This window comes from Companilactobacillus nantensis DSM 16982 (genome assembly GCF_001435815.1).
Taxonomy (GTDB): Bacteria; Bacillota; Bacilli; order Lactobacillales; family Lactobacillaceae; genus Companilactobacillus; species Companilactobacillus nantensis.
In genome coordinates, this window is record NZ_AZFV01000011.1 from 76,217 (window position 1) to 84,981 (window position 8,765).

General features: G+C 34.7%; 17 protein-coding genes. 3 read left to right on the forward strand and 14 right to left on the reverse strand.

What is annotated here, in order from left to right:
- Nucleotides 1-16 precede the first annotated feature (16 nt).
- The 13 genes from ssb to FD31_RS06450 all read right to left on the reverse strand — a co-directional run bounded on the left by ssb (nucleotide 17) and on the right by FD31_RS06450 (nucleotide 6,724).
- Nucleotides 17-505, reverse strand: coding sequence for a single-stranded DNA-binding protein (gene ssb, locus FD31_RS06385; RefSeq protein ID WP_057891938.1), 489 nt, complete (start codon nucleotides 503-505; stop codon nucleotides 17-19).
- Nucleotides 506-1,252: a phage antirepressor KilAC domain-containing protein gene (locus FD31_RS06390; protein ID WP_057891939.1), complete on the reverse strand. Its 747-nt coding sequence runs from the start codon at nucleotides 1,250-1,252 to the stop codon at nucleotides 506-508.
- Nucleotides 1,249-1,665, reverse strand: a complete 417-nt coding sequence (locus tag FD31_RS06395; protein ID WP_057891940.1) for a RusA family crossover junction endodeoxyribonuclease — start codon at nucleotides 1,663-1,665, stop codon at nucleotides 1,249-1,251. Before FD31_RS06395 ends, FD31_RS06390 begins: the two co-directional genes overlap by 4 nt.
- A complete protein-coding gene (locus tag FD31_RS14580; RefSeq protein ID WP_057891941.1) occupies nucleotides 1,658-1,870 on the reverse strand; it encodes a helix-turn-helix domain-containing protein in 213 nt (70 codons plus the stop codon). Before FD31_RS14580 ends, FD31_RS06395 begins: the two co-directional genes overlap by 8 nt.
- Nucleotides 1,871-2,139: 269 nt before the next feature.
- Complete coding sequence (locus tag FD31_RS06410; RefSeq protein ID WP_057891943.1) at nucleotides 2,140-2,982, reverse strand: DnaD domain protein; 843 nt, start codon at nucleotides 2,980-2,982, stop codon at nucleotides 2,140-2,142.
- 12 nt (nucleotides 2,983-2,994) lie between these two features.
- Entirely contained in the window at nucleotides 2,995-3,855 is an 861-nt protein-coding gene (locus FD31_RS06415) for a PD-(D/E)XK nuclease-like domain-containing protein (RefSeq protein WP_235805335.1), read from the reverse strand.
- Complete coding sequence (gene bet / locus FD31_RS06420) at nucleotides 3,776-4,630, reverse strand: phage recombination protein Bet (protein ID WP_083483608.1); 855 nt, start codon at nucleotides 4,628-4,630, stop codon at nucleotides 3,776-3,778. Before bet ends, FD31_RS06415 begins: the two co-directional genes overlap by 80 nt.
- A gap of 23 nt (nucleotides 4,631-4,653) precedes the next feature.
- Nucleotides 4,654-5,028, reverse strand: coding sequence for a hypothetical protein (locus FD31_RS06425; RefSeq protein WP_057891944.1), 375 nt, complete (start codon nucleotides 5,026-5,028; stop codon nucleotides 4,654-4,656).
- 79 nt (nucleotides 5,029-5,107) lie between these two features.
- Nucleotides 5,108-5,350 carry a hypothetical protein gene (locus tag FD31_RS06430; protein WP_057891945.1) on the reverse strand — a complete coding sequence of 81 codons (243 nt, stop codon included), beginning with the start codon at nucleotides 5,348-5,350 and terminating at the stop codon, nucleotides 5,108-5,110.
- 13 nt (nucleotides 5,351-5,363) lie between these two features.
- Nucleotides 5,364-5,597 (reverse strand): hypothetical protein, encoded by a 234-nt coding sequence (locus FD31_RS06435; RefSeq protein ID WP_057891946.1) that lies wholly within the window; start codon nucleotides 5,595-5,597, stop codon nucleotides 5,364-5,366.
- A complete protein-coding gene (locus FD31_RS06440) occupies nucleotides 5,598-5,927 on the reverse strand; it encodes a DUF771 domain-containing protein (RefSeq protein ID WP_057891947.1) in 330 nt (109 codons plus the stop codon). It lies immediately after the preceding gene.
- Nucleotides 5,928-5,932: 5 nt separating this feature from the next.
- Complete coding sequence (locus FD31_RS06445; protein ID WP_147007307.1) at nucleotides 5,933-6,337, reverse strand: hypothetical protein; 405 nt, start codon at nucleotides 6,335-6,337, stop codon at nucleotides 5,933-5,935.
- 93 nt (nucleotides 6,338-6,430) lie between these two features.
- On the reverse strand, nucleotides 6,431-6,724 hold the full coding sequence (locus FD31_RS06450; protein WP_057891949.1) for an ImmA/IrrE family metallo-endopeptidase: 294 nt from the start codon (nucleotides 6,722-6,724) through the stop codon (nucleotides 6,431-6,433).
- 265 nt (nucleotides 6,725-6,989) lie between these two features.
- Between FD31_RS06450 and FD31_RS06455 the strand changes: the two genes are divergently transcribed.
- A complete protein-coding gene (locus FD31_RS06455) occupies nucleotides 6,990-7,304 on the forward strand; it encodes a hypothetical protein (RefSeq protein ID WP_057891950.1) in 315 nt (104 codons plus the stop codon).
- 186 nt (nucleotides 7,305-7,490) lie between these two features.
- Here FD31_RS06455 and FD31_RS06460 read toward each other — a convergent pair whose 3' ends face one another.
- Nucleotides 7,491-7,724, reverse strand: a complete 234-nt coding sequence (locus tag FD31_RS06460) for a helix-turn-helix transcriptional regulator (protein WP_057891951.1) — start codon at nucleotides 7,722-7,724, stop codon at nucleotides 7,491-7,493.
- Nucleotides 7,725-7,862: 138 nt separating this feature from the next.
- On the opposite strand from FD31_RS06460, the gene FD31_RS06465 reads away from it, so the two are divergent.
- Complete coding sequence (locus FD31_RS06465) at nucleotides 7,863-8,261, forward strand: helix-turn-helix domain-containing protein (protein WP_057891952.1); 399 nt, start codon at nucleotides 7,863-7,865, stop codon at nucleotides 8,259-8,261.
- Complete coding sequence (locus tag FD31_RS06470; protein WP_057891953.1) at nucleotides 8,236-8,658, forward strand: ImmA/IrrE family metallo-endopeptidase; 423 nt, start codon at nucleotides 8,236-8,238, stop codon at nucleotides 8,656-8,658. Before FD31_RS06465 ends, FD31_RS06470 begins: the two co-directional genes overlap by 26 nt.
- Nucleotides 8,659-8,765: the final 107 nt, after the last annotated feature.

Consider the following 8,765-nt stretch of genomic DNA (forward strand, 5'->3'; position numbering starts at 1 on the left):
AATCCAACCTCATTTCTTAAAAAGGTAAATCTGAATCACTGATATCAATCGGTTTACTGTTATCAGCAAACGGATCGGTATTATTATTTTTCTGCACATTATCTGCACGTTTTTGACTATAATCGTTGGTATTATTGGATTTGCTTGCTTGATTATCTGCACGCCCATTAGATTGACCATTTGAATCGTTATCCCATTCCAGCTTGGAAAAGTTATCAACAATTACTTCGGTGACATATACTCGTTGCCCATCTTTTTCATAGTTACGTGTTTGAATACGTCCATCAATACCAACAAGCGAACCTTTATGAACTAAATTAGCGAAGTTCTCAGCAGCTTTTCGCCAAATAGTACAATTGATAAAGTCGGCTTCACGTTCGCCTTGAGCGTTAGTAAATGTACGATTGACAGCAACCGTAAAACTAGCAACTGCCGCACCATTGGTTGTATATCTCAACTCTGGATCACGTGTTAGTCGTCCTACTAAAACAGTTCTATTAATCATTTATGCTTCCAACCTTTCATTTTCTGATAGGAATTTATTAACGAAATAATTTTGACCTTTGCCGGTAACTTTTGGTGTCTTAGTAACAACCGTCACTCCATCTCCGTTAACATGAGAAGATTCTTTAATTTGAAACAATCCTAAATTCATTGATTTTTGAGTAGGAGAATTGTAGTCAGCACCCTTACGTTTGATTAAATAGCCATTATCTCTCATCCATTGGAACAGCCTTCTTGCACCAATATTGATACCATTGCCTTTTAGAATCTTTGCTAAGTCGCCAATAAGAATAGTTGTATGCGAAGTTGATACTGAATCCGCAAATATTGCCTTAGGTTTCATAATTTCAACTTGCTCTTGTAGATCTGCTGCTAATAGCAATGCACCACGATAATTAGAAGGTACTTGATAGCCACCAACATTCTTGGTGGAATATCCTTGTTTCAACTCATTTTCCATCTGGTTGAAGGCTTCAATATATTGCATTTTGAATTTTACCGCTTTCCTACCTGTGAATCCCATTGCTAGTAACGTGAAGCCGTCTCGGTTCATGTAATACGCCCTTCGTCCTCTTCCATACGTATCAGGCAAATCTGTTACTAAAAACATCTGCGCAAAATTGCGCACATCTTTTTCTAAATCATCAATTGCTCGTAATACGTCTCTATGATTTTTATTAAATGTTTCCGCAACTTGTAAACTGCTAGTCACTGCTTGTTGATCTTTCATAATTACTAAATCGTTCATTTTGTCCACTCCCTAACTTCTATTTCCGTTCTAGGATTCTCGTCATAATCCTTTTCTGTTTCATGCTTTACTATTTGTCCGTCATCAAACCAAGCCTTCTTGAGACCGTCATATATAGCTTTCTCATAATTATCTAAGTCAGGCTTAATTGCTGGTTTAACTTCATGATTTGCACGTCTTAAATATTCTTTCTTGGATAATCCTTTTTGAATAGGTCTATAAAAGTGAATACGTGCAACTAAAGGAGTTCCCCTATCAAATAACTGTTTGTTGTGATATTTCTCTGTGTATAGAGCTTCAATATAATTTTTATAACTCTTATATGGCTCTGCTATATAAGTACCCCATCTAGCAACTCTTGGTCGTGAAGCTGGTACTGGTATCTCGTTGATTGTTAGATGTAAGTCAGTCATTTAACACCTTTTCATATCCAAATAATTCATTTGGAGATATATCTAATGCTTTACATATTTTTTGAATATCCGAAATCTTGATTGATTTATAAGTTCTCTGCGACATATGACATATAGTCCAGTAGTTAACTCCAGACATTTCCGCCAAGTCATTCAAAGTTAACTTTTTGGGAATTAATAAACGTCTTAAATCAAAATTAATCATGTTTCGACACCAACTTTCTAAGTTCTGAATCGTAGCATTTTCTTAGACTGTAAGCGTTGATCAGTGAAGCCTCTAACTTAACCATTACAAACGGATCGTTAAAAATATTTGAATATTTTCTCCTAAGGTTATCCATGTGTTCAAACTGATATTCTAAATTATCAATTGCTTGTTCTAAGTACACGCTCTCCTTAGCTATCTCGTCTATAACTGTCTGTCTATCATCTGAAATAGGTGTCTGTGAACGCCTATATGACAGTGTTTTCGTATTAATTTGTAACATTTTCTTCATCCCTTAATTTCTTTAATCTATCTTGTAAATTGCTCGAGTTATCCAAAGATTCTTTAGCCTTAACTTGACTCCAATCAGTTGCCTGTTCTTTTGGCTTTTTATTGTATCTGCCATATTTTTGTTTAGGCTTTTCTTGATACTCTTTGATTTCAGCCATAGTAAATAAACTGCTATTAATCCAGCGTTTAATAATTCCTTGTACATAGCTCCACGTGTTTGCACTGTATGCAACGGCAATTTTGACTGCATAAGTAACAATCTCAATTGCCTCCGCATATGTCGTACCTTGGTTAGTAAAGTCTTGGAGTGTATATTTCAAATCGTCTTGCATTAATGGCTTAGTTGAATTAATTCCAAAGTTTTGTTGAATCGTCGTAATTAGATTCCGATACAGCTCATCATCGCCCTGATGATTTTGTTTAGGTTTAGTTTCTTTTTGTTTATGTTTATTTAATGCTCTACTAGTGTCTACACTAGTGCCTATACGAGTGTCTATACTACTGTCTTCACTAGTGTCTACACTATGTGTAGACAAGGAACTATAAAGTACCTTGATTTGATACCTCGCTGCTTTATTAGATCCTGATGAAGACCATTTGATGTATCCCTTTTGAGTGAGGGTGTTTCTAGTTTTAAAGAAATTTGAAGTTCCTAAACCTGCTTTTGTACATAACACCGATGACGCTACCGTAAATGTAGTTGACCATGCAGACTTATTGTTTATGGACATTAAGGCATGCCATAAAGCAATTTCTGATGAGTTCAATGGATTTAGTTCGAGCGCATCATAGAATGATAAAAGCTGTTTTAGATAGTTCAAATCTTCACCCCCTTACTGAATTAGATCATCCATAGAAACGATAGTTCCTAGTTTCTTAGTCATTCTGCAATACTCACATCGTTCACAACGTTCTGGTTCAACAATTCCATGTCTGACATCTTCAATGTGTGGCTGTTCTCGTTCAATCAACAGTTCAGCCTCCGTCAGACGCTCGTTCGGAATCGATATAATTGCCTTGTCAGGCACATCTTGCTTTGATACAGCAACTATATATGGTTCACACCAAACACCAAATGTTTGATGAATTAATTCCTGATATACATACATTTGAAGTTGATAGTTCCACTTAGCAACAAATGATTCTTTGATACGTTCTTCTGAATTCCAATATTCTTTCAAAATATCTTGAGTAGTCTTTAAATCAATGAAATAACCACGATCAAGATTCAAACAATCAACCTTGCCTTTCCAATCAACATCATCGATTTGACCGGTAACGATTACTTCTTTATCACCTTGATAGAGCTGTTTAAAGCCGTCATCGTCTTTCAAGGTATCAATCATCTTATCAGCATCTTTATACTCTTTGAGAAGTCCATGAGGCTTTCTCTTAGAAAGTAGGTCTTCTTTGTTCTCATCGATAAATTTCTGATGAGCTTCAGGACTTTCAAAAAATGAATGCAGGTAATTACCAACTAGTAAAGCTTTCTTGAAGTCTGGCTTGTACTCTCCATTGATTTCTGCCATTGCCTCAGCTTCACATGCTAGGAACTTCTTAAAAAAAGTTGGTGATTGATATTGCTGATCTGTTTCTGAATCGTAGTAGTTCTCACTATTTAAATAGATCGGTTTGTCCGTCTGATTCTGCTTCTGATTCTTTTCCTGTTTCAGCATCGTCATCAATACCCCCATTCTTAATCTCGTCATAAGCTCGTTTAGCTTCTTCATCGCTCATTGAGTTAGATTCTTTAACAGGATCAGGCGTTACATCTTTAACAGGCTTATCTGCTTGTTCTGGCTTGTTTGAAACGTTGCCAACTAAATCATCAAGGTTCTTTTTAGGTTCAACAGGAGCTTCATGCCGTGTATTTGAAACAGATTCTTGAGCACTATTCCCATCATCTTCCGTATACATTGCCCCAAGGTCATTTGGAAATGCCTCACGTAATGCATTAACTATTGCTGTTTTTCGAATCATATTTGCAGGCATTGACTTCCAAGTAGATTGGCCCTTATTAAACTCTTTATAGCTAATTTCAATGTGAACAGGTGTATCTCTGTCATCTCTATTAACTTCTGCCCATCCGCCTACCAGCTCATCAGTAGGAAGTACGAAAGCTCCATTAGTATTAATCACTTCATTGTTTCTAAGAACAATACAGCCCGCCTTCATACCTTTGAAGTGTTCGTTTTGCTCTGCACGTTTCATAAAAGCCTCTTTTGACACAATTTGCTGTGCCGGACTATTTCCAAATTTCACTAGATAAGCTTCATTTAGAAACGGATTAAGATGTTGATACTTGCAAAGAGCAATGAACATTGACGCTTCACCATCTGTAATATTTCCGTTACCACTTTTAATAAACGTTTTAACAATGTTTCTATTAAGCTCAACCTTTTGTCCACCGACCTCGAAAACAGTAGATGCTGGTTCCTTAGTTTCATTTTTAGTCACTTCGTTAGCCATTATTAAATCCTCCAGTTTATCGATTAACTACGTTCAATTTCTTCAAAATCAAATTGTTCTGTAAAATCGTTTGTTTTTTGATTGAATCCTTTTAATAAGAAATCTCTTTTGCCTTGCGGTGTCATACAATCAAATAATTGATGAACACCATAAACGTGTTTGTCTAATAAGAATTGAATAAATGAATCGACATCATCACGTGTAAAGTACAAATCATCGAATTCATAAACGCTTGAATATGCATCAATTGATTCGCCTTTGTAATCAGTAATTTTTTCACCATCAACTGTGAAATATCCTTCGTTTGGATCAACGTCATTATCATTAAACCCATTCAATGCTCTATATCTTTGTTCGTCCATTAAATAGCTGCTGTCGTAACCTTTAATTGATTCCATTTTCATTTCTCCTATTCGTGATATAATTAACGTATAAATATTTTGCTAAATATTTTATTTTTAAGAGTTCTAGTTGGAGCTAGAGCGCTTTTTTTTGTGCCAAAATTTCTGGAGCATAGTCTGTTAAATTCATAATCTTATTTGGATCATCAGGTTCATTGCCAAATAACTTATCTAATTTGCTATCAATCCAGTGATTAACGTTGGCTCTATCTCGTTCGGATACGTCCATGTTCTTTAAAAGTCCACCGTGCTGACCTAGAACATCTCCAATGCCAAAACTTGCTGCACCGATTAAAGTGGCTAAAAATACTGCATCCATGCTGTTCATCCCCTTAAAATGTAAATCTATAAGTATATTTTCCTTTTTCCGATTTAATAAACTTTGCGTTCAAGCCAGCTTCGGACCATTGAAAAATAACTTCTTCAGGAATTTCAGAATCAAATGATTCCTCCATACTTGAATATCCTTGCTTAATTAGTAACAAGCTCTTTTCTGGAACCTGCTCAATTTTGAACGAGCTCTTAGCTAGTTTTCTTTGTTTCTTATATTCTTCTGGATCAAACATTTATAATTCCTCCGATTTCATAAATTCTTTTTTGTGCTTTGAAACAAAATCTCTGAATTCAGGTGCCGAAAACTTCCATGGACTACCAGAACCAGTTGAGTATCTAACACATCCACCTTTGTCCATGTCTAATGCATCGCGATAACGAAAGAGTTTCTTTTTTAATGTAGGAGCTGAGCAACCTACAACTTTACATGCCCAAGGCATAAGTTTTATATCTTTATCAATTGGTTCATTAATAAGATCACCAAGCTTATCTTTTCGTACCCACGTCAACACGTAACCATCTTTTTCAGGAATACCGAAAGGCATTACTTCTGGTTCTTGCATCCAAGTCACCCTCTTTCTAAAACAGCCTGTTTCATTGTGATTCCAAATCTGTTACATAATTTTCTAGAAGCAAGCATCATAATTTCACTTGTTCTAGTCATTTTTTTAACCCCCAGCTTGATAACATCAAGATCAGGTTCCTTCTTACTTAATTCATGAACCATGTTGCTAATAGCTCCATCGCTATCTGTATCAACTTCCTGTGTTCCTATTAGAAGTCCTAGTGAATCATCACTGAACTCATCAGCAAGTTCTAATAGTGCTGATGGAAGATGATATATGTAGCAATTCATCGCCATTACGAAACGATCATCATCAACAGAATTAGCTATGTTAATTACGTATTCTTCTTTGATTCGCCTTTTAGTAATCCATTGACCAACAGACTGCTTATTTCTTGCTCCAGCCATAAATGCTATTTCTGTGTAGCTGTAATGATGTCGCTGAATTAAATCAATAAATTCTTGAAATATGTTTACGTCATTCAAGGTTTGTCACCTCCTTTAATAATCATTAGTTAAATCATTGTCATTAATAAGCTGATATAAGACATTTCCAAGCGGATTTACTATCTTTTCATCGTTACAGATATCATCAAGACCAGCCTCATGCATGGAAGCATGTAATGCCTCATGAATTAAAACTTGCTTTCTTTTTTGAATTGATAAATCTTCATCGAGATAAATCTGTGCTGTCTTGTAATCCGTATATCCCCAAACTGCTTCATCATTGTCTTGAAGATTCTTAATTACCGAGATTGAATAAGTAATTCCGCCTATCTTTATATTTCTAATCATTTAAGACTCTCCTTCCTCTATAATTAAAATTATTGGAGGTGAATATACATGGTAAAAGAAAACAGACATTTTCCCGCTAATCCGCATAAGTCAGGCCCTAAAACTGTGACTGTTAAATCATCACCTAAACAGTCCGGCTACAAGCGCACGACCCCACGTCATGCAAAATAATTTTTTCTGCTGACATCTAATTGATGTCGGCTTTTTTATACCTTTCGTATCAATACAAATCGTCTATAATTTGATTAGAAAGGTGGTGAAATATATGTCAAGATTTCAAAAGATTAATAGTCTAAATGAATTTGATTTGAAGTATGAATATGATTTTTCTAAGGTTAATATGATTATTAACCCTGGTAAAGGAGCTGGTATTGCTATGAAAATCAATATTCAGGACGGATTTTATGGTGGTACGGATAAAATACTTTTTATTTATAACAATGGTTTTATTGTCTACTACGAGTTTGGTCATGAAGATTCAGGAGCCTTAAAATCAACTTACGCTCGTACAAATCTGAAATTGAAGAGAGTATCAAAGGACGAAAATATTTTCGAACCCCAACTCCCTGAGCAGAACTAATTTGAATTTCTCCATATCGTCCCAGCGATAATTGAGTTAATTCATATTGATCTGTTGTATAAACAACAATCTTGCCATCTTTAATTAGGTGGCTCTTTTTTTGAGCTTTTTCCATATAACTCACCTCCAATTGCTATTGATATTTGACGTACAACTATATGAACGTCTAGCAGCTTTCCTGTACTCTTAAGACGTTGATACAGATTCATTTTTGTTATCACTATATGTAATATAATTCTCAAAAAAAAGAATTTCTACCGTGGTCTTAAAATGATTTGCCATTTTTACTTTAAGCTTATCTGAAACACCTTGTATGCCCTGTTCAGCTTTTTGATATTTTGAAATTGAAATTCCTAATTTCTCAGCTGACTCTCGCTGTGTTTCTCCTAAACTTAATCTAAACTTCTTCAATTGATTCATTTTAATATCGCCTCCTATTACTTTATGTGATAATAATACTATTACTATATGTGATAGTCAACACTATTAGTAATATTCTTTTATTTTTTACCATAACTATCACATTTTGTGATAGTTTATTACTTAAAGGAGTTACTTATGACAAGAGGACAAAGATTAGCAAAGCTAAGAAACTCTCGTGGATTATCGCAACCACAATTCGCAGAGATATTAAACGTTAGTCAAAGTACAGTGGCAATGTGGGAATCTGGTAAAAGAAATATAAGTAATGATGATTTAGTGCGAATCGCACAATTTTTCCATGTCACAACTGACTACATCTTAGGAAACAATGAAACACCTAAGTGGGCAAAACAAAAAGACACCATAGATTTAAAGTCCTTCTTAGACAAAAATCTTGTGGGTGCCTTCTATGATGGCGATGAATTAACTGAGGAGCAAAAAGATAAATTACAAATTGCATTAACTCAAATTTTTTGGGATCAGCGTAAAAAAGAAAGAAGCGATACCGATGACAGCAATAAGAAAACTAAATAAATTAGTCTTCACCATTGGTAAACGATACAGTACATTTGATCCCTTCGTTTGGGCAGACAAGTTAAACTTAGAAATATTTTGGAAAGAGCTTGGAAAAAAACCTTTAGCTAAAACAAATTATTTTTTTGATGAGCCTTTGATAATGATGTCAAATAATATTAGATATTCAAATCAACGATATTTTGCTTTGGCTCATGAAATTGGACACGTTTTGGAACATAAAGGATTAGCAGCATACTATGTTGCCAATAAAGTGAATAAACACAAGACTGAATTTGAAGCAGATAAATTTGCTATGGCAGTAGTTACTAACCTTTATATAGAAGAGAGCGGTCATTTACCTAATACATATCAAGATTTGCGATATAAATATGGCTCTCCTAACATAGGAGATTAAAAATTGTCCAAAAACTGATGACATTAAAAGCTGAATATTATAGGGGGATTTTTTATTATGAAAAATCTAAAAATTAATATCTGGGGCGAATTTTATAATCAAGTTAG